The organism is Gracilibacillus sp. D59, assembly GCF_052246695.1.
Lineage (GTDB): Bacteria > Bacillota > Bacilli > Bacillales > Amphibacillaceae > Gracilibacillus.
Map to the genome: position 1 here is coordinate 15,054 of NZ_JBQQCK010000020.1, position 21,943 is coordinate 36,996.

Genomic DNA, 21,943 nt, shown 5'->3' on the forward strand with positions numbered 1-21,943 from the left:
TGACAGCATAAATAAAAAGTGATGTTCTAACTACAACTTATTGCCGAATATTTAATTAAAAAGCTTAGAGATATTATTTCTCTAAGCTTTTTAACAATGTTAATAACGGAAATTTCTATTTACGACAACGCCTTTAACATAAACAACCGCGATTGATAATCTCCAGGATGTTCTTGACCCCAATACTCATCAGCACGATCAATATAATTACCTGCTAGAATAAGCCCAATATTCATTAACTCACTGCCATAATACGTAGTTTCGCCATTTACTTCATACAATGTATCTGGATTCAGTCCAGTTAATTTAATGCGGTTATATACTTCATTCGGTTTTGCTAGTACTTTATAATATCCAACTAATGCTTCCGATTTATCTTGGTTTACCACCATCCATGTAGTTTCATTATTTTCGAACGGACTGGATAGTCGATAGAATTCTCCATCTCTTATTAAGGATCTTTTCTCTTTAAAGAAAGCAACTTGTTCTTTTACTTTTTGCTTTTCTTCTTCTGTAAGTTGCGTAATATCCAACTCATAGCCAAATGTACCAAAATAGGCTACCGCTGCTCGAGTATCAATTGATGCAAGACGTCCGACTTGGTGATTCGGAATGGCAGAAACGTGACTTCCGATCGCGCTTAACGGATAGACCATTGATGTTCCGTATTGAATTTTTAAACGTTCGACTGCATCGGTATCATCACTTGTCCAGGTTTGTGGTGCGTAATATAACATACCCGGATCAAACCTGGCTCCACCACCAGCACATGATTCAAAGAGGATTTTAGGATATTTCTTGATAAGACGCTCATATAAATCATACACACCTAATATATAACGGTGGAACACTTCACCTTGTTGATCTGCAGGTAAGTTTTGTGAATAGGCTTCGGTAATATGACGATTCATGTCCCACTTAATATAAGATATTTTCGATTTTGAAATAATCGTATCCATTAAATCAAAAATATAATCTACTACTTCAGTGCGAGTGAAATCTAATACAAATTGATTTCGGCCATGTGAAACTCTGCGTTCCGGTGTAGAAATAATCCAGTCAGGGTGTTCTTCAAAAAGTTTGGTATCTTTACATACCATTTCTGGTTCGAACCAAAGACCAAAGCGCATATCTAACGCTTCTACTTTTTCACTCAAACCATCAATGCCATTTGGTAATTTTTCTTCATATTCAAACCAATCTCCGAGTGAACTTGTATCATCATCACGTTTTCCGAACCAGCCATCGTCTAAAACAAATAATTCTATGCCTAATGTTTGTGCTGTCTGGGCAATGTTTAATACTTTTTCTTCATTAAAATCGAAATAAGTTGCTTCCCAATTATTAATTAAAATAGGACGAACTTTATCTCGCCAAAATCCTCTAACTAAACGTTCACGATACAGCTTATGGAAGGTCTGGCTCATGTCGTTCAGTCCTTGATCAGAATAAACCATTACACATTCAGGTGTTTGGAAGCTTTCACCACTGGCTAATTTCCATTTAAAACGATATGGGTTTATTCCCATGTTAACACGGCTCACGTTGTATGTATCCACTTCTACTTGTGCTAAGAAATTCCCGCTATAGACAAGGCTAAAACCATACACTTCTCCTTGATTTTCATCCGTGTTCCATCGCTTCAAAGCAAAAAAAGGATTAAAAACATGACTGCTTGCTCCACGGTTTGAATAGATAGACTGAATGCCTTTAGATAATCGTTTGGTTTCCACGTGCCCTTCTCTTGCCCAGGCTCCTTGTAAATGTAACATATCAAATTGATCATCAGGTAAATCAACATTCATACTCATTGCTTGATCCAAATAATAGTTTTCTTGTCCTTCATTAATGAATTTAGCATTTCGGGTTATCACATTTCGGTTTTGATAGATGGTGTAGGAAAGAATTAACCGACATTTTAATACTTCATCTATTAGCTCAATTTCGAGTGTGTCTGCTTCTTCATCACTTTCTACGTATGTAGCAGGTAAGTTAGCTAACTTCTTTTTTCCTTTTATTACTCGAAAGCTATCGTAGCTGAAGTTAGTAATATGACTTCCATCATTTCTTACAATAGCATGAGCAGGATAACGGAAGTCTGTAGATCCGTAACTAGGATACTCTTGTTTAATATGTTCCAGTGATGAAGTATGATCACCTTCAAACATATTTGTCGAGGGTCTGATTTCCCGTTCAATCAAATGTGCAAAAGAATCCCGATGATGAATTCGCTTACCATAGTATAAATGTTCAAGCTGGTGGCTTTTTTCTAAGACACGGAAAATATAACTTACATTGTCGTTGTATAAATGGAATTCTAATTGCTCTTTGTTTACTTGGATAGGCATAATAATTCCTCCTTTTTTTAAAATGAAAAGTTAACGTTTACTTACTTAAATATAGTAAAAATACAGACGATTGTCAAAGTGTAATGGAAGATTAAGATAAAAATATAGACAATTAAAAGGAAAAAGATTTAATATATTACTTAATGGATTAAGTTATGATCCGATATAAATATACAGGAGGGATAATGTGTCTAACCATAATGGTATTTCTTTAGACTTCGAGAAACGATTCGAAGAGCAACAAGATATAAAAGGTCGACTCTTTAGAACATTACACGTCATGTACCGAGGTCATTATCTGAAATTATTTGTCTCATTTATATTCTTTTTGCTAAAACATTCACCTGTTTGGATTCTGCCGATTGTAACGGCAAATCTAATCAATTTTGCATCTGATTCAAGTGCTTATGACGTACGTTATTTATGGATGAATATCATAGTATTAACGATTGTCATTATTCAAAATTTGCCGAGTCAAATATTACATATTAGTTTTATGAGTAAAGCTATTCGACATGTAGAGGCTGGTTTGAGAAGTACGTTAATCCGCAAATTACAACATCTCTCCATTTCATTTCATGGTGAATTAAGGTCAGGGAAGTTACAGGCGAAAGTGTTGCGTGACGTTGAGATGATCGAGATTATGTCTAAACAGACGATGATGGGTGTATTGCCGGCAATTATGAATGTGATTGTGGCGATTGCAGTAACGGCAAATAGAAGTTGGACTGTAACATCCTTCTTTTTGGTGGCGATTCCAATTTCGATTTTGATTGTTTATTTTTTCCGTGGGAAGTTAACGAGACGAAATCGAGAATTTCGGGAGCAAGTAGAAGAAATGTCTGGTCAAGTTGCCGAAACAGTAGAGATGATCCCGGTAACAAGAGCACACGGATTAGAAAAAGTAGAGATTAATAAAGTAGATTCATTATTACACCATGTTCGTGGGAAAGGTTATCGCTTGGATATTACAGAGGCATTCTTTGGAGCAAGTAACTGGGTGGCATTTCAACTATTCCAAGTCTTATGTTTACTTTTTACAGTGTATCTTGCTTATCAAGGCCAAATACCGATTGGGGATGTTGTGTTATACCAGACATATTTCACGCAAATTTTAATGTCTATTTCCGGAGTAATTAACATTTATCCGCAATTAGCAAAAGGCTTTGAATCAGTTCATTCGATCTCTGAAATTCTTTTTGCGAAGGAGACGCAAGAATACCAGGGGAGAACGAAGCTGAAAAAGTTAGACGGTAAAGTAGATTTTGATCATGTTTATTTTAAGTATCGTGATTCAGATAAACATGTATTAACAGACTTCCAGCTAGATGTAAAACCAGGTGAAACCATTGCTTTTGTCGGTGAATCTGGAGCAGGTAAATCTACTATTTTGAATCTTGTAACAGGATTTTATCGACCTAGTAATGGAAGAATTTTAATAGATGACTTACCGATGGATGATTGGAGTATGAGAAGCTTCCGTAAAATGATAGCGGTAGTGCCGCAGAATACAATTCTGTTCTCGGGATCCATCCGTGATAATATCACATATGGTTTAGCAGAGGTTACAGAAGAAGAGGTGCAACAAGCAGTTAAAATGGCTAATTTACAAGATATTATTAATGAATTACCGGACGGTCTAGAAACAAAAATTGGGGAACATGGTGATCGGATGTCTGGTGGTCAAAGACAGCGGATTGCCATTGCTAGAGCTTTTATTCGAAAACCGCAAATGGTTATTTTGGATGAGGCTACTTCGGCTTTAGATAATGTATCAGAAAAATTAATTCAAGATGCTATGAAAGAATTAATTAAAGGAAAAACAACCTTCATTGTGGCACATCGATTATCAACGATTCGAGACGCAGACCGTATTGTCGTGATGAAAAATGGTCAGTGTGTGGAAATGGGGACCTATGACGAGTTAGTAAAGAAACAAGGAGAATTTTATCAGATCAAAATGGCATCAGAAGCAGTGCAGATTTCCTGAGTTCAATTAGCGACACCTTCGTTATCGGTGTCGAAGCTGTTGCCAGTTTAAGAGATGGAAGGGGATTTCATATGAAAAGATGGAGAAAAATATCTTTGCCCAAAATGAATATTAAAAAACTGCGTTGGAATCGTGATTTTCTGACGGAGCGAAAAATTGGTCAAAAATATGGCTTATTGTTCGCTGGTGTTTTAGTGCTGTTTGTACTATCATCATTGATTACCATACTATCAATGAATGGGGTATTACAAGAATCACAAGCAGTAGATGAAAAAAGTAATGCATCAATAGAAATTGTAGAAATGGCTTCTACCTTTAAACAAAAATCAATTATTATATCAGATATTTTAACGGAGCAACATCCAACAACGACAGCGGAAGACTATCAGGCTGAAGGTGATGCATTCATGACCTCTGTGGAAATGATTGAAGCACAATTAGAGACAGAAGAACAACAAAGAATTTATGAAAAAGTATTAGATTATAATGAACAAATGGATCAGTTATTTTTTGATGAAATCATTCCCAAAACAGCAGAATATCGAGATAATGGCGAAAGAGTTGACATCTTTGTTCAGACTGATTTACATAACCAAGCAACAACATTACGAAATTATACGATTCAAGAATTAATGGAATTAAAGGATCTAATGTTATCAGAGCGAAGTGATTTACAAGACAATATGCAAAAACAATCAACCATAACGATGATTGTAGTCACAACGATTGTTGTATTGGTTGTAGTTAGTTCCATTCTGATATTAGTAGTAGTAAATAGAAGAATGTCTAAAAGATTTGCAGATTTAGCAAGTTTTGCGAAACGTTTGGGAGATGGAGATCTAACTGCTGAACGAATCGAGGCAGAAGGTCAAGATGAAATTGCCGTTATCCAAAATGCGATGACCCGAATGGCCAATCATCTGCAACATTCGATTGTGCGATTATTAGAAACGACGGAAACAGTAACAAATATGTCGAAAACCTTAAGAGAAAATGCAGAAGAAACAACCGAAGTGAATACGCAGATCACTTCTACGATGGTAGATATAGCAAATGGCAGTGAAGACCAGGTTCAAACGGTTCAACAAACGACAGATATTATGGAAGAAATGAAAAGATCTTGGACAGAAGTAACGTCAACAATGGAAGCGGCCATTCGCTTGAGTAATGAAACGAAACAAGAGATAGAGACTGGAACTAAAGATGTAACGAATACGGTAGAACAGATGAATCTTGTTAAAACACAGGTAGACAGAATAGCAGCAATTATACACTCATTAAGTGAACATTCTTCAAAGATTAGTAGTATTGTAGATATGATTCATTCCATTTCATCGCAAACAAATCTATTAGCACTAAATGCAACGATAGAGGCAGCCAGAGCTGGTGATCATGGAAAAGGATTTGCTGTTGTCGCAGATGAAGTTCGAAAGTTGGCAGAACAGACAGCAAATGCGACGGAGAATATCCAGTCTTTAATTGCTACATCTATAGAGGATACCGATCAAGCAGTTGATGTAATGGAAATGAGTACGGAATCGGTAAACTTAGGTGTAAAGAAAGTAAAAGGGGTAGGCACGGTTTTTGGTCATTTATCAGGATCGATCGAAACATTAAATAACCATAATCAGCAAGCTAGCGAAATGATTGACGTTACAAATAGCAAAATAGATCAAGTAAGCAAGGCGACCACTAATATTCGGGAAATCTCTGAAAAGTCAGCAGAAAGTATCGAACAAATTGCAGCAGGCTCTGAACAGCAAAATGCAGCAATGCAACAATTACTAGCTTCATCACAAGAATTAGCATCGATGGCACATGAATTAGAAGAAACATTTGCGAGATTTAAAGTATAAAGGAAAGCCGGTGAAAGCAATTTAATCTTTCGTCGGCTTTTTATATGCATATAAACTTGCGGATGTACTGTTATGAAGCTTTGATAAAGAATCGCAATTTAATGAAAAAAATCTAGTATGTTACTCGTTTTATGATATATAATGAATATACAACTGATAACTTAATCGATTAGCTTCATTGGGGGGGTTAATATTCTTAAACGTATCAAGAATATTGTAAACAATATAAATGTAAGAAATAAATTATTTATCACGTTTGTGTTGGTTGTTTTTATTCCTGTTGTGATTGTTGGAGGTTATTTAACAAATGAATTAAAAAATCAAGCAATTGAAGAAGCAGAGGAACAAGCTGAAATTAATATGGAAAGGGTAAAGGAACGGTCACTGGAAGTATTAAAAGTACCTATTTATATCTCTAATAATTTCATGCTAGATTATCGCCTTGAGGACATCGTCAACAATAAATATGAAACAACTTATCAAGTTATTTCAGATTATTGGGAATATAGTACCTTTGAAGAGTACCAGAAAATATATGAGTCGGAAATTTCTAATATTCGCTTTTATATGGATAACTCTACACTTATCAATAACTGGGGGATTATCCCGGTAGATTCAAATATAAAAGAGGCGGATTGGTACCAATTTGCGATGGAGAACCCAGGTCTTATTCATTGGCTATATATACAAGATGAAACAAAAAAAGATGCAAAGTATCTAAGTTTGGTTCGTAGAATTGATTTTCCCTCTTATCAAACTAATGGAGTACTCGTTATTAATGTAAACTTGAAAACGCTAACAACTATTTTGTCTCAAGAATCTTCTTTAACGATGCTAGTGGATGATCAAAATAATATTATAGCGTCAAATAACAAGAAACAAATAGGACATAAGCTAAACGATTTTATTCAAGAGGATAATGTATTAGCAGGAGAAACAGGTATTTTTCATGATCAGAAAGCGGAGCAACCTAGACGGATATTTGTCCATTCAATTCCCCTGCAAAATACAGACAATCAGTTGTCGATTATTTCAGTCATTGAAGATGATAAGATTGTCAAAAATGCACACCAGTTTGGGAAAATGGGGACTGTTTTAGTATCGATAACTATTTGTATTGCTATTATTCTTATATATATAGTATCTAAATTATTTTCCAATCGATTAATCATGTTGGGCAGCCAAATAGATAGAGTTTCTAAAGGGAATTTCCATACACGTATTGTAATAGATGGTAATGATGAAATCGGAAAATTAGCAAAGAACCTAGATCAGATGGTGCAAAATACAAAAACGTTAATACGCAAAGTGGAACATGGTAATCAACAAAAGGCTTTACTTGAAAGGAGACAAAATGAAATTAAATTCAAAATGATGGCGTCTCAAATTAATCCTCATTTTTTATTTAATTGTTTAGAATCGATTAGAATGGAAGCTCACTATAAAGGTGACACAGAAATAGCAAATGTAGTCAAACTGTTAGGTAAATTAATGCGAAATAATATTGAAGTTGGTACGGGGAGCATAGAACTAGCAAGGGAATTAGAAGTCATACAGTGGTATTTGGATATCCAAAAATTTCGCTATGAAGAGAGGTTAGAGTATTTGTTTGATATCGATCCTGCTACCAAACAACTATTAATACCACCGCTAATTATCCAACCTTTAGTGGAGAATAGTGTGATTCATGGGTTAGAACAACGCAGAACGGGTGGAAAAGTGATCATATCATCAAAAATGATGGAAAATCAACTAATCATAAGTGTAAGTGATAATGGAATAGGTATGAGTCAGGAGAAAATTACTAGCATTTATCAAGTATTAGATAAGAAGGAAGAGCAACAGGGGGTTCGAATAGGATTGCGAAATGTCCATCACAGATTAAAACTCTTATATGGAGAAAATAGTGGCTTAATGATTACAAGTAAAGAAGGTGTTGGAACAAGTGTCTCTTTTTCGATCATATTAGGAGGAGATAAAATTGTTGAAGGTAATAATAGTTGATGATGAAAGACGAACGCGGCAAGGAATTGTTACTCTAGTTGATTGGAAAAGATTTGGTTTTGAAGTAGTAGATACAGCATCAGATGGTTTTATAGCAATCGAAAAATATAAGCAACACTCGCCAGATCTGATCATTATAGACATCAAAATGCCGAAAATGTCTGGCATTGAGACGATAAAAACTATTCGAGAACAAGATCAAGTAGTCAAATTCCTGATACTTAGTGGATATGCAGAATTTCAGTATGCGAAACAGGCGATACAATATCATGTAGAAGGTTATTTATTAAAACCATTGGAAGAGGAAGAACTAATTAGTTATTTAAAAAAGATAAACAAAGCATTTGCAGAAGAAACAAAGGATAAAGAAAAGCTTGATCAATCACAAAGTTATATAGATTTAATTATCCAACAAAAAATAACGAAAGAAGTCAGCTGTTTCTTTCAAGAGAAAAATGGCTGGAACTACTATGCCATTCTATTAATAAAATTTTTTGATAAAAAGCAATTAGATTTAGTTGATATTGTTAAATCTATAAGACGAAGTGTAAATCAAGAAGATGGAGTTCTATTTATAAAAGACTGCTATATAGGTGTTTTAGTAAAGGAAAGCTATGCCGGTAGTAATACGGAAAAAGTATATTATCCTATTTATCATTGTTTAAAAGAACAAAAACTCGAATTCATTGGTGCTGTGTCTAACTATGTTGAACAACTTGAAAGTGTAGCTAATTGTTATCGGCAGGCGGTATCCTTTCTACAAGAAAGCTTTTTCTATGAGGAAGAGTATATCATTACTCCTTATACACCTATGATTAAAGAGCGAAGCATCGATAAATCTGTAGCACAGCTATCCGATTGTAAAGAAAAGTTATTTTATGCAGTTGAAATAGGTGATGAAAATACGTTCAAGCAACTTATTATCGAAGTAATAGTGAAAGTAGCACAATCAAGCGATACAGAAACAGAGATCAAACAAAAAATCACTACAATACTAACCTATATTAATAACAAATTAGCCTCTCATTATCCGCAAGTCCAAGATAAAATAACGATCAAGCTTAGTGATATTGTTCGCATTCAACAAAGTCATCACGTAAAACAACTGATCAAAATCACTTTTGAACATTTTAAAGAACTATCTTCTGTAATTGATGTTGATGAATCAGATTTAATAGTGAAGCGTATGATTGATTTTATCAACAAAAACTACAACAGAAATATTAAATTGGATACAATGGCAGAGCTATTACATTATCACAAAGTATATTTAGGGAAAGTATTTAAGGAAACAACTGGAGAGTACTTTAAAACCTATTTAGACAAAGTAAGAATGGAAAATAGTAAACGTTTATTAATGGAGGGTTTTAAAGTATATGAAGTAGCGAAAATGGTTGGATATACGACTTCAGATTATTTTCATAGTAAGTTTAAAAAGTATGAAGGAACGTCCCCATCCGTTTACCGCAAAGCTAAGAAAAAAGAGATCAAGGAAGATTCCAGTGCTGTTAATACATTTTTAAAAGAATAAATTGCATCAATGAATATATTCACTTCAAAAGAAAGCGCTTCCTATTTTTGGGGCGTTTTCTTTATTTTTTATATGAAATGATTATTAATTTATCGGGTTTTATAAAGTTATTCATTAAGTTAACATTAGTTTAACAAAGGAGGAGGGCATATGGATGTAGCTGAAAAAAGACAAGGAAAAAAACTAAAAAAGTATAGTCTGTTTTGGAAAGCTTTTAAAAGTCAAAAAATGCTTTATGCAATGTCATTACCATTTGTTGCATGGGTTTTCGTCTTCAATTATTTACCTGTGTGGGGTTGGACGATGGCTTTTCAAAATTATGTTCCTGGAAGTTCATTTTGGCAACAAGAATGGGTAGGCTTTCATCATTTTATACAATTATTCCAAGATGAGCGATTTTTCTTAGCACTACGTAATACACTTGCTATGAGTTTTCTGGGACTGTTATTTGGATTTACTATTCCTATTGTTTTTGCTATTTTACTGAACGAAGTCCGTCATTCTTTATTTAAAAGAGTAACGCAAACTATCACCTACTTACCACACTTCGTTTCATGGGTAGTTGTGGCAGGTATTGTTACAAAAATGCTATCTACGGATGGAGGAATCATCAATGATCTGTTAGTGGGAATGGGAATTTTGGATCAACCATATCAATTTATGGCTGAAGGCAAATGGTTTTGGACAATAGTAACCGTCTCTGATATATGGAAAGAGATGGGATGGAACGCTATTATTTTCCTAGCAGCAATTGCGGGGTTAGATCCACAGCTATACGAAGCTGCCAAGGTTGATGGTGCCAGCAGGTTTAGACAAATTTGGCATATTACACTTCCAGGCATTAGACCTACTATTTTAGTTGTTTTAATTTTAAATATTGGCCATTTAATCCAGATTGGCTTTGAAAAACAGATGCTATTAAGTAATTCACTTGTGATTGAGTATGCAGAAGTGTTGGAATTGTATGCGCTTAACTACGGTATTGGTTTAGGGCAATTTTCATACGGAACAGCAATTGGTATTTTTAATTCAGTCGTTAGTATTTTCTTATTGTTGCTAGCGAATGGAATATTTAGAAAATACTCGAATCAAAGTGTTATGTAGGAGGGGAGTCAATTGGCGAATCCATCAGATCTCTACCAAACAACTGTGAGAGAGAAAATTTTTGATATCGTAAATTACCTTTTTTTATCTTTTGTTATTGTTGCCACTTTATATCCATTTTTGAATGTTTTAGCAATCTCCTTAAATGATTCTACTGACACAGTTAGAGGTGGTATATATATTTGGCCGAGAGAATTTACTTTAAATAATTATTTAGAGATTTTGAAATATGACAATCTTGTAACGGGTTTTGTGAATTCTGTTTTAAGGACAATAATTGGAACGGTAATAGGTGTATTTATTCAAGCTATGGTCGCTTTTACTTTAAGTAGAACCGATTTTCAAGGAAGAAGGTTTGTTTCCACGGCGATTGTACTTACAATGTATTTTTCTGGGGGATTAATTCCGGGATATATGTTAATAAGAGATTTAGGATTAATCAACTCTTTTTGGGTTTATATATTACCTGGATTAGTAAGCGCTTTTAATATTATTATTATCCGTTCATTTATGGATGGTTTACCTTTTTCCCTGCAAGAATCCGCGAAGATGGACGGAGCGAATGATTTTGTTATTTTTTATCGTATTATTTTACCACTTTGTAAACCAGTGTTGGCTACAATAGCTCTATTCGTAGCGGTTGGTCAATGGAATTCATGGTTTGATACGTATTTATATAACAGTATGAATGAAAGTTTAACGACGTTGCAATATGAGTTAATGAAAATATTAGATAATACCACCATGGGTGGAGGGCAGGATGCTAATGTAATGCGACCTAATGATGAGCAACAAGTAAGAGTGTCACCACAATCAATAAAAATGGCCATTACGATGGTTACTGTTATACCCATTATTATGGTTTATCCATTTGTACAACGATATTTTATCCAAGGTATGACACTTGGAGCAGTAAAGCAATAAAAAGCGGTGTTTTCAGGTAATGATACCTGTTTATACAATTAGATATAAATAGAATGGGAGGAATAAGAGTGGGGTTATTGAAAAGAAGTGTGCAACTAGTTTTTATTTTGTTACTACTATTATGGGTTGTCGCGTGCCAAAATTCAGAGGAAAGTGATGGGTCCTCTGAAAATAGTCAAACAAATGAAGAGGATACAGGATTAAATGATAGTACATCTGATCAATCAGAGCCCGTTACATTTACAGTTTTTGATTCGGATACAAACTCTGATTGGGTAGAGGACATGGACACACCTGTCGGTCGCAAAATTAAGGAAGATACTGGAGTTACCTTAGATCCTGAATTTGACATTGAAGGTGGTCAAACGAAGATTCCTTTAATGATAGCCAGCGGAGATTATCCTGATATGATTGTATCCAAAGGTGCGGGACAATTAGTAGATGCAGAAGCTTTGATAGATCTTGCGCCATTAATTGAAGAGCATGCTCCAAATATTAAAAAGATGTTAGGTGAAGATGGAATAAATCGTTTGAAATGGAGTGAGGATGATCCGTCTATTTATGTTTTAACAACGTCTCCTGTAGATCATCAAGCGTTGACGCCTGGCTATGGTGCATGGGTACAGCATGCGGTGGTGAAGGAATTAGGTTACCCAGAAATCAGAACATTAGATGATTTAAAAAAAGTATTAAAAGATTATAAAGAATTATATCCAGAAATTGATGGTCAACCAACTATCGGTTTAACAATGAATACTGATAGCTGGAGAATTCAATCCTCTTTTCTGAATTCAGGTTTTATGATGACTGGGGCAAGTGATGACGGAGAATATTATGTAGACCCGGAAACGTATGAAGCAAAATTACATTATCGTCGTCCCGTGGAAAAAGAGGTGTTTCAATGGTGGAATGAGATGAATGCGGAAGGTCTAGTCGATTCCGAAATGTTTGTGCAAAAAAGTGATCAATTTGATTCAAAGCTTTCTTCTGGAAGAGTCTTAGCTACAATCGGCCCAGATTATTTAATGTATAATGCGCAAGAAGCCTTGCGTGAAGCCGGTATGGAAGAAAGGATGTATGGTGTATATCCAGTTACTTTAAATGAAGATTATAAGAGTCATACGTATCAAAGCAATGGCCTTCAGGTCGGTTGGGGGATTAGTATTACAGAAGATTGTGAGGATCCAGTGCGAGCCATTAAATTTCTAGATTATTTAGCATCTGAAGAAACACAAATCATGCTGAACTGGGGTATTGAAGGTGAGCACCATGAAATTGTTGATGGTAAACGTGTCATTCCTGAAGAAGAATGGGAAAAACGAAACTCTGATCAAGAATATTTAAAGAAAACTGGTATTGGCTATAACTTTGCCAGATTTGCTCCACGTTATGGTGATGGCGTTTTAGATTCATCGGGGCAGCCTTTTACAACAAATACACGTGAAATAGTCATAGAAAATCAAACAGAAATTGAAAAAGAAGTACTAGAAGCGTATGGTGTGGAATTGTGGCAAGATTTATTCCCTTTAGCTGATGAATTCCCTGTCAAACCATGGGGTGCAGCTTATAATATTTCCATTCCTGCTAACTCGGAACTACAAACACTTAATCAGAGAGCTTTAGATATTACAAAACAACTCGTGCCGAAAGCAATATTAGCTAATCCAGATCAATTTGACACGGTATGGGATGAATTTATGACTTCACTTGAAAAGGCAAATATTGAAAAAGCAGAAGAAGAATATTCGAAATTAATCCAAGATAAAGTGGAATTATGGAGTAACTAATCAATTTAAGGCAATCCACGAGAACTATTCAGTATTCCGTGGATTGCCTTATTGTTTTCAAAGATGTGTTTTAAACATGAAAATTGAAGGAGGAACTAGTAATGGAAAGTAATGAAGGTATTAACAAAAGGAATTTATCCAATTCTAAGGCCAGTTATGAAGCAAAAAGATTATTTGAGTATATTTGTAGTATTTATGGAAAGAACATTCTCTCCGGACAACAAGAGTCAGATGGGAAAGCACCAGCAGATGACGAACTAGATTATATAAAAGCAAAAACAGGTAAACTACCAGCTATTAGGGGGCTTGACTATATCAATGAAGACTACCAAAGTATCAATAACAGATCCATAGAATGGTGGGAAAAGGGGGGAATTGTATCAATATGTTGGCATTGGGGTACCCCTCCAGATGGAACAGGGTACGAATCTTCAAAAGGAACTATTGATTTAGAAGAAGTATTAACAGAAGGTACAGATTTATATAAGGGTATGCTTGCTAAAATGGATGAGGTTGCAGAAGAACTAAAAAAGTTGCAGGTTGCAGGAGTACCAATTCTTTGGAGGCCATTTCATGAATTTGACGGAGGCTGGTTCTGGTGGGGGAAAGGTGGAGCAGTACAATTTATAAAGTTATGGCGCTTCATGTATCACCGTTATACAAATTATCACGGTTTAAACAATTTGATTTGGGTACTTGGTTATTCTGGAGAAATAAAAGATGGATGGTATCCGGGAACTGAATATGTTGATATTGCTGGTGCGGATACGTATAATCCAGGACCACAAGCTGATTTATATCAAAAAGTTGTTGATATTGTAGGTGAAAAAGTGCCGGTAGCTTTTCATGAGTGTGGCACTATTCCAAATCCTGATGAAATGTTGGAAAAGAATGCGAAATGGGTGTGGTTCTTAACATGGCATACTATACACGTTAAGGAACAAAATACACCCGGTTATTTAAGTACTGTATATAATCACGAGTATGTAATTACGTTAGATAAACTGCCTAACATGAAATAAAGATAGAAAGTGTTTTTCTACAAGCGCTAAGGTCTTTAAAGACTTACTAGGCCTGAAAAATATCTGGAAGAGTTCTATTACTTATCATATAGTTATTCATTCTACTTCTAATGAAATTCTCAGTAGATATGTTGTTAATTTTGCAAAAACTAAAAATGTAAACGTTTTAACCTTAATAAATCTATGGAGGTAGTTAATATTGAGAAGGTATTTATTTATTAGAACAATTATTTTACTATCAGTTATTACTTTGGTACTAGTTTTATCTGAATCAAATGTATTTGCAGAAAATGTAGAAGTTGTAGAGGAAGTTAAAGAATTGAAGCTGGAGGCGGAAGAAGCTTCCCTAACCGGACTCATAGTGCAAGATGATGTGTCTGGTTTTTCTGGAACTGGTTATGTAGGTGATTTTGCTGAGGAGGATTCTAAAGTTACCTTTACTATTGAAGTGCCAAACACTGCTTTATATAACCTAACAGTGGGTTATGGTGGAATATATGGTGAAGGTAAACACACCAATATGCAATTGAACGGGGAACCATTTACTTCCTTTAAATTAGGAGACGGTTTTGGAGAAGCTGCAATGGGAAAAGTGTTACTTAATGATGGGGTGAACACTATTTCTTTTACACCAAATTGGACACACTTTGCACTTGACTATATCAAGTTATCTTTAGCACCACCGCCAATTGATCATGAAGTTAAAAAACAATTAATCAATCCTAATGCAACGAAAGAATCAAAGGCTTTGTTTAGCTATTTAGTGGATAACTTTGGTGAAAATATAATTTCAGGTCAACAAGATGATGCTAATAATGATTTAGCTGATGTCAAACATATTAAAGAGTTAACAGGAAAAACGCCAGCTATTCTAGGCTTAGACTTGATGGATTACAGTCCGTCACGTGTCGAGAGAGGAGCAATTTCTCATGATGTTGACATTGCGCTTGAATGGGATGAGCGCGGGGGGATTGTTGCATTTTCTTGGCATTGGAACGCACCAAAAGACCTCATTGATACAGAAGAGCAACCTTGGTGGAGTGGATTCTATACAGATGCAACGACTTTTGACGTGAAATATGCAATGAATAATCCCGATTCGGAAGATTATCAATTGCTTATTCGAGATATCGATGCGATCGCAGCTGAATTAAAAAGACTACAAGATGCAAATGTGCCAGTTTTATGGAGACCATTACATGAAGCAGAAGGAGGATGGTTCTGGTGGGGAGCTAAAGGACCTGAACCTACTAAAAAGCTGTGGAAACTAATGTATGACCGATTAACCAATTATCATCATTTAAATAATTTAATATGGGTATGGAATTCGGTTGATCCAAATTGGTACCCTGGTGATGATTATGTTGATATTGTTAGTTTTGACTCTTATCCAGGAGAGTATAATTATTCCCCGCAAAATGATAAATATGAAGCACTTGTAGACCTTTCTTCGAACAAGAAGTTAATTGCAATGACAGAAAATGGCCCTATCCCTGATCCAGATATGTTAAACACCTATAACTCCATGTATAGCTATTTTACAACTTGGATTGGCTTAGTAACAGATAATAATAGTAATGAGCATTTAAAGAAAGTATATAACCACGAAAATGTTATTACATTGGAAGAACTTCCAGATTTGAAATCTTATGGACTTGAGGAAAGTTCAGATGCGAGTCTCCAGGATTTAACGGTGAATACAGGTGTACTTACCCCAAGCATTTCTAAGGATGTAAAGGAATATTACTTAGAAGTAACAGAGTCAGTAGAAGAAATAACACTGAACCCTGTTGCTAACTCGAGTGAAGCAACTATCATCATAAATGGTAATAAAGATTTAACAAAGCCCATTAAGCTCAAATTAGGAGAGAATCTCATAAATATCGAAGTTACAGCAGAAGACGGAACGAAAGTGACATATGAGTTGCATGTAACAAGGTTAGCGAACTTTATTACTACAGAGCTTGTGCGAGAAAAAGATCACCTTATTTTACCGGAGGGTGAAGTAAATAATCTAGTAAACAACGGCGTGCTTAAATTACATGTGCCAGAAGATACTGACAATACAGAAATTGTGTTTAATCAAGAGCAATTAAATATTTTAAAGGAAAAAAATAGTGATATTCAAGTAGTCAAGAAAGATTTCCGTTTAAATTTTGATTTGCAATCCTTTAAAACTGTTTCACCACTAATATTAAAGATAGCTAAAATAAAAACATCAGAGTTAAAAAACGGTGAGCATGCAGCGACAAGAATATATGATGTGACATTCGTTCAAAATGGACAGGCTATCGATCAATTTTCTTCAGCCATTCAACTGTCTTTTTTTGTTGAAAAACCTAGTAAAAATCAAAAAATCTATTATTGGGATGCACAACAGTCGGTATGGGAAGTAATTGGTGGAACTATCGAAAATAATTGGATAACTGCAGATACTGATCATTTTACCGCTTTTTCAGTATTTGATGTTGATGATATAGTGATGGAGCTAGAGGATGAAAATCAAGAGAACAAGGATACAAATAAACAGGAAGAGCAACCAATAGATAAACAAACTATTAACAATGATGAAAAAGTAAACGATAACCAAACAAAGGAACTGAAAAATCAAAATGTAGAAAGTAGTCTTCCAGATACTGCCACATCAATATATGAATGGTTGTTATTGGGGGGGATTCTACTTATTTTGGGCATAGGGATTATATTTTTTGCAAGTAAAAAAATAAGTGAAAATATTAATTAGTTTAAAAAAACAGTTACCGTTAGATTAGGGAATAGGTACTTTTATCTGAGGATATTATACTAACAAAAACTTGAATTGTGGAGTAATAAGGAAATAATCTAAACTCAAATCCCTTCTTTTCTAAGAATAGGAAAGGAGGGATTTTCAAGCTGAAACTAAATTTCGAAGTAGGTAATTGACAAACAACGATAAGTTAATTATTATTATTTTGTTAAGTTATCGATAAACATAAAAAAAGGGGGTTCCATTTATGAAAAAGCTTACAGACGAAATCCAACAACATTTAGAACAAAAAATCCTCCCGTTTTGGATGAAGTTGAAGGATGAACAATATGGCGGATTTTACGGTGAAGTAGACTATAATCTTGAAATCCAAAAACTAGCAGATAAAGGTGGGATTGCGACGGCGAGATTCCTCTGGACTTTTTCGGCAGCATATCGTGTTACTGGGAAAGAAAAATACTTAGAACGTGCACATCACCTTTATCATTTTCTTAGAAACAAACTATATGATCATGAAAATCAAGGAATCTATTGGTTAGTAAACTACCAAGGACAACCGAGAGACACAAGAAAACATGTATATGCCCAATCATTTGCGATTTATGGATTAAGTGAGTATTATCGAGCGTCAAAATCAGAGGAAGCATTAAATTTAGCAAATGAAATCTATCAATTAATCGAAGAGAAAGGCTATGATAATGATAATCGTGCTTACCTTGAAGAATTTGATCAATTTTGGAATCCAGTATCGAACGAAATGTTAAGTGAAAACGGTGTTGTTGCAGATATCACTATGAACACGCATATTCACGTTTTAGAGGCTTATACCAATTTATACAAAGCAAATCCAACTAGTGAACTGAAACAACGATTAATGGATTTATTAGAAGTTCATTATGAGAAGATTTATAACAAAGATACAAAGTTTTTGGGAGTGTTTTTTGATAAACAGTGGAACTCATTAGTTAATATGAAATCATTCGGTCATGATATAGAAGCAAGCTGGTTAATGGATGAAACGATTAAAACGATTGGTGTAAAAGACGAAAGATTTGACCAGATGGTACTGGATATTGCTTATAATATCGCAGAATACGCGATGCAAGAAGATGGATCTTTAATCAATGAACAGGTTAGTGACCAATATGACAAAACTAGAATTTGGTGGGTACAGGCAGAGGCGATGGTCGGCTATTTAAATGCATTTCAACATACACAAGATCCAACATTTAAATTGTTAATCGATAATCTTTGGAACTATATTAAGCAGCATCTCGTGGACGAACGTGAAAATGGAGAGTGGTATTGGTCAATTGAGTCCAATGGACAACCAACTGAAAGAGCAATAGGTGAGCCTTGGAAGACCTCATATCATAATAGTAGATTTTGTTTAGAATTTATCGAAAGGATGAACAAACAATGATCCATGAAAAGTACTATCAACTATTAGTAGAACAAGAAAAATTAATAAATCGTAAAAATCCGGAAAATGTAAAATTTTATAATGGTGTTTATACGAAATATCAATACCCGGCATTGACAAGGCACCATGTGCCACTTCATTGGCGTTTCGATTTGAATAAGGAAACGAATCCATTCTTTATGGAGCGTTTAGGAGTGAATGCAACGTTTAATCCTGGTGCAATCTATCATGAAGGAAAATATTATATGGTGGTTCGTTTGGAAGGATTAGATCGTAAATCGATTTTTGCTTTAGCAGTAAGTGAAAACGGTGTTGATCAATTCAAATTTATTGATACACCACTTGTTTGGGAAGATATCGATCAAGAAGAAACGAATATTTATGACATGAGATTAGTCAAACATGAAGATGGTTGGATTTACGGTATTTATTGTTCAGAGAGTAAAGATCCGAATGCAGATGAATTTGATACATCCAGTGCGGTAGCACAAGCAGGCTTAGTTCGGACTAACGATCTCAAAAACTGGGAGCGTTTACCGAATATTAAGACACCATCACCACAGCAACGTAATGTCGTATTACATCCTGAATTTGTTGACGGGCAGTATGCCTTTTATACTCGACCTCAAGACGGATTTATCTCGACTGGTTCTGGTGGAGGAATTGCGTTTGGATTAACAAAGGATATAACGAATCCGATTATTGAGGACGAACAAGTTATTCATGGCAAGAAATATCATACTATTTATGAAGTGAAAAATGGTCAAGGACCTGCTCCGATTAAAACGGATAAAGGTTGGATTCACATTGCACATGGTGTTCGTAACACAGCTGCAGGCTTGCGTTATGTTCTTTATACATTTGCAACGAGTTTAGAAGATCCTACGAAACTAATTGCTTTACCAGGTGGTCATTTTATTGCGCCATATGATGAAGAGCGTACAGGTGATGTGTCTAACGTTATCTTCTGTAATGGTGCAGTCGTAAATGAACACAAAGAAGTATTTGTTTATTATGCATCCAGTGATACGAGAATTCATGTCGCGAAAACGACGATAGATCAGTTAGTAGATTACACATTTAATACACCAGAAGATCCGTATCGTTCTTTAGAAAATGCACAGCAACGCAAAGAATTAATCGAAAAGAATGAGGCATTATTAAAAAGGTGACATGACTGTTCGCCCTTTTCTATCACGTAAAAAAGTAGATTAATGTCGTTTAGGGTATAATAAACAGGAATTAAGTTAAATTATTAAGTAATTTTTCTTTAAAAATGTTATGATGGATAAAATGGGAAGTTAGAGTATGGGGTGAACAAATTGAAGTCTAATGTCACGATGAAAGATATTGCAGAAAAGTTAAATGTTAGCAGTGTCACTGTATCTAAAGCGTTGAATGATAAAGAAGGCGTTAGTGAGGAATTAAAAGAAAAAATTAAAGCATTAGCGGATAAGATGGGATATCGTTATAATACGATGGCAAAATCGATGAAAGACGGTAAGTCATACAATGTTTGTGTTATCATCCCTGAACGTTATACTGGCATGACACAATCATTCTATTTAAAAGTATACCAAGCGATTGCACAGATTTTAGAAGATCGTGGTTATTATGGTATTATACATATTTTACCTAATGAGGATGAAGATCAACTAAAGTTACCACGCATTTATCATGAACGAAGAGTAGATGGTTTTATCATGCTTGGGCAACCTAGCAAGGAATATATTGAGCTAATGCAGAGTGTTGAAATGCCTTTAGTTTTCCTGGATTTTTATGATGAGAATGATAATGTCGATGCAGTGATTACGGATAACTTTTACGGAGCTTATGAAATAACGAATTCATTAATACAACAAGGACATAAAGACATTGCGTATGTTGGGAATTTATTTTCTACGAGTAGTATTCAGGACCGTTTTCTGGGATACTATAAATCGTTGTTAGAACATAAAATTCATTTAAAGCAAGAATATGTAATTAGTGATCGAGATGACCGCGGAGTCTTTATTGAAATGGATTTACCAGAACAAATGCCAACTGCTTTCGTCTGTAACTGTGATCAGGTAGCACATTTACTTGTAGAAAGATTAAATAAAGAAGGATATAAGGTACCGGAAGATTGTTCAGTGGTCGGATTTGACAATGATATTTATGCCACACTGACAACACCTCATTTGACGACTGTAGAAGTAGATATTGAGGAGATGGCAAAAAACACGGTTAAATTTATTTGCGATAAAATGGATAACCCAGAAGCGAAATTCGGAAGAGTGGCAGTGAAGGGAAAGATTATCTATCGCGAGTCAGTAAAAGCTGTAAAATAAAGTAAACCTCTTTCGGTAGGGGTTTTACGGACGATTAACACCGTGATAAATAAAACCAAGGTGAAATTGCCTTGGTTTTTGTATGTCAACATGGAGTAAAAGGGTGATGATGGATGAATGGTTCCATTCAAAAAGTATTTCAGTTTTGTTATAAACTTTTTTTAATTAGTTTTTATTATTGGTTGTACCTTCTGAAGGGAGTCGTTATTTATAGTTTTATACCGGCAACTGCGTCATTACTAAAAACGAGTGAACAATTTTTAATAAAGGAAAATCCAGAAGATATCGGTGTCATATTTAAGGAAAATTATCAAGGATATCAGTCGTACTACTTTGCTTCTTTTTTTAGTGTGATGTTTGTTATTTTAAGTTACACTGCTTTATTTTTTGCAAACCGATCTGATCATTCGTTTAGTCTAGCATTTGTCATTGTTATTATTTATTTAATGGTATTATTTGTTATTAACTATACTTTTGTATTGTATTACCTAACTAACGGTATAAAAGAGTGGAAAAGTCTATTAGCGTTAGCTTTCGTTTCTTCGATAAAATATCCTTTAAGATCTTTATATATATTATTTATTCTAGCTATATTATACGTATTATTCACTTGGAACTTAGTTGCATTTATCGCACTTGCTCCTTGTATATACGGTTGTGGTATCACCACCAGCTTTATCAAATATTCGCCACCATTTCTAGAAAAATAATAGAGCGGAAATATTTAACCCTTGAGACAATCTCTCAAGGGTTTTTTTGTTCGCCCGGCATGGGCGAACTCTAACGGGTGAAAGTCCTGAGTGCGACCTAGTAGCGGTAAGCACATAGCCAAAAGCAACGGTGTCCACGGTGACGTGGAATCGGAAGGAAGCTCAAGG

At 34.9% G+C, this 21,943-nt stretch carries 14 protein-coding genes; 13 read left to right on the forward strand and 1 reads right to left on the reverse strand.

The window, feature by feature from the left end; genetic code table 11:
* Nucleotides 1–119: 119 nt before the first annotated feature.
* Nucleotides 120–2,348, reverse strand: a complete 2,229-nt coding sequence (locus ACTWP4_RS21700) for an alpha-galactosidase (RefSeq protein ID WP_443130876.1) — start codon at nucleotides 2,346–2,348, stop codon at nucleotides 120–122.
* A 187-nt stretch (nucleotides 2,349–2,535) separates the two neighbouring features.
* Between ACTWP4_RS21700 and ACTWP4_RS21705 the strand changes: the two genes are divergently transcribed.
* The 13 genes from ACTWP4_RS21705 (at nucleotide 2,536) to ACTWP4_RS21765 (ending at nucleotide 21,775) form a co-directional block, all read left to right on the forward strand.
* Nucleotides 2,536–4,338 carry an ABC transporter ATP-binding protein gene (locus tag ACTWP4_RS21705; protein ID WP_443130877.1) on the forward strand — a complete coding sequence of 601 codons (1,803 nt, stop codon included), beginning with the start codon at nucleotides 2,536–2,538 and terminating at the stop codon, nucleotides 4,336–4,338.
* Between the two features lie 71 nt (nucleotides 4,339–4,409).
* A complete protein-coding gene (locus tag ACTWP4_RS21710) occupies nucleotides 4,410–6,194 on the forward strand; it encodes a methyl-accepting chemotaxis protein (RefSeq protein ID WP_443130878.1) in 1,785 nt (594 codons plus the stop codon).
* A 261-nt stretch (nucleotides 6,195–6,455) separates the two neighbouring features.
* Complete coding sequence (locus ACTWP4_RS21715) at nucleotides 6,456–8,198, forward strand: sensor histidine kinase (protein WP_443130879.1); 1,743 nt, start codon at nucleotides 6,456–6,458, stop codon at nucleotides 8,196–8,198.
* The gene (locus ACTWP4_RS21720) at nucleotides 8,176–9,729 is read left to right on the forward strand and encodes a response regulator transcription factor (RefSeq protein ID WP_443130880.1); all 1,554 of its coding nucleotides are present in this window, start codon (nucleotides 8,176–8,178) and stop codon (nucleotides 9,727–9,729) included. Before ACTWP4_RS21715 ends, ACTWP4_RS21720 begins: the two co-directional genes overlap by 23 nt.
* 150 nt (nucleotides 9,730–9,879) lie before the next feature.
* Complete coding sequence (locus ACTWP4_RS21725) at nucleotides 9,880–10,833, forward strand: ABC transporter permease (protein ID WP_443130881.1); 954 nt, start codon at nucleotides 9,880–9,882, stop codon at nucleotides 10,831–10,833.
* A 12-nt stretch (nucleotides 10,834–10,845) separates the two neighbouring features.
* On the forward strand, nucleotides 10,846–11,757 hold the full coding sequence (locus ACTWP4_RS21730) for a carbohydrate ABC transporter permease (protein ID WP_443130882.1): 912 nt from the start codon (nucleotides 10,846–10,848) through the stop codon (nucleotides 11,755–11,757).
* A gap of 68 nt (nucleotides 11,758–11,825) precedes the next feature.
* Nucleotides 11,826–13,544, forward strand: coding sequence for an ABC transporter substrate-binding protein (locus ACTWP4_RS21735; RefSeq protein WP_443130883.1), 1,719 nt, complete (start codon nucleotides 11,826–11,828; stop codon nucleotides 13,542–13,544).
* 101 nt (nucleotides 13,545–13,645) lie between these two features.
* Nucleotides 13,646–14,566 (forward strand): glycosyl hydrolase, encoded by a 921-nt coding sequence (locus ACTWP4_RS21740; RefSeq protein ID WP_443130884.1) that lies wholly within the window; start codon nucleotides 13,646–13,648, stop codon nucleotides 14,564–14,566.
* A gap of 199 nt (nucleotides 14,567–14,765) precedes the next feature.
* The gene (locus ACTWP4_RS21745; protein WP_443130885.1) at nucleotides 14,766–17,309 is read left to right on the forward strand and encodes a glycosyl hydrolase; all 2,544 of its coding nucleotides are present in this window, start codon (nucleotides 14,766–14,768) and stop codon (nucleotides 17,307–17,309) included.
* Between the two features lie 250 nt (nucleotides 17,310–17,559).
* Nucleotides 17,560–18,735 carry an AGE family epimerase/isomerase gene (locus ACTWP4_RS21750; RefSeq protein WP_443130886.1) on the forward strand — a complete coding sequence of 392 codons (1,176 nt, stop codon included), beginning with the start codon at nucleotides 17,560–17,562 and terminating at the stop codon, nucleotides 18,733–18,735.
* Nucleotides 18,732–19,907 carry a glycoside hydrolase family 130 protein gene (locus ACTWP4_RS21755; RefSeq protein WP_443130887.1) on the forward strand — a complete coding sequence of 392 codons (1,176 nt, stop codon included), beginning with the start codon at nucleotides 18,732–18,734 and terminating at the stop codon, nucleotides 19,905–19,907. The genes ACTWP4_RS21750 and ACTWP4_RS21755 overlap by 4 nt, the downstream gene beginning before the upstream one ends.
* A gap of 150 nt (nucleotides 19,908–20,057) precedes the next feature.
* A complete protein-coding gene (locus ACTWP4_RS21760; RefSeq protein ID WP_443130888.1) occupies nucleotides 20,058–21,065 on the forward strand; it encodes a substrate-binding domain-containing protein in 1,008 nt (335 codons plus the stop codon).
* Between the two features lie 113 nt (nucleotides 21,066–21,178).
* Nucleotides 21,179–21,775 (forward strand): hypothetical protein, encoded by a 597-nt coding sequence (locus ACTWP4_RS21765; RefSeq protein WP_443130889.1) that lies wholly within the window; start codon nucleotides 21,179–21,181, stop codon nucleotides 21,773–21,775.
* The last annotated feature ends 168 nt before the right edge of the window (nucleotides 21,776–21,943 follow it).